Origin of the sequence: Teichococcus vastitatis, assembly GCF_003604215.1 — a bacterium.
Lineage (GTDB): Bacteria > Pseudomonadota > Alphaproteobacteria > Acetobacterales > Acetobacteraceae > Pseudoroseomonas > Pseudoroseomonas vastitatis.
In genome coordinates this window covers 1-689 of sequence record NZ_QXGS01000209.1, presented here as the reverse complement: position 1 = coordinate 689, position 689 = coordinate 1, and the positions used below count along the sequence as shown (strand labels likewise).

The 689-nt window shown below is 72.0% G+C and carries 1 pseudogene; it reads right to left on the bottom strand.

Annotated elements, in window-relative coordinates:
* Positions 1 to 689 (bottom strand): annotated as a pseudogene (locus D2K64_RS23950) (hypothetical protein); the annotation flags it as partial.

The following is a 689-nucleotide window of genomic DNA, read 5'->3' as shown; positions in this document are numbered from 1 at the left end:
CGTGCCGCCCCGGCCACCGAGCCCGAGCGTGGTGGAGATGCTGGTTGCATCGCCAGTATTCTGCGCCTGGGCATCGCCCGCGCCGGCATTGCCGCCGCCGCCGCCGATGCTCTGCGCCAAGATGGCGTCCGCACTCTCGCCGCGCGTGAAGATCATGCCGGTGTTGACGACATTGACCGCGCCGCCTTGCCCGCCGCCGCCGCCACTGCCGCCGATGGCGAGGCTGGCCGAAAGGCTGACAGGCGTGTTCTTGTTGCTTCTGGCCTCCGAGCTGGCGGAGGCATCCCCGCCGGAACCACCGCCGCCGCCGATGCTCTGCGCAACGACGCCTGCCGCGCCGGCGCCCAGGGTTGTAATCAGCCCGTCGTTCTGCAGGTCGACCTCTTGCCCGAGGCCGCCCCTGCCACCCGTGCCGCCTGCTGAGAAGGAAAGCGCCACCGTCGGTGGCGAGCCGTCGCCGGCCGGGACCGCATAGACCTTGGCGGTCGCGATGGACGAGCCACCGATGCCGCCGCCGCCGCCGATGCTCTGGCCGATGATGCCGAAGCTGTTCGCGCCGCTTGTCTGGATGAGGCCCCTGTTGGCGGCAGCTCCCGGGACCTGCCGGATCGGGCCGGCATTGCCCCCCGCGCCTCCGGTGCCACCCAGCGCGACGCTGACACCGACGCCGCCGCCGGTATCCTTGCTGT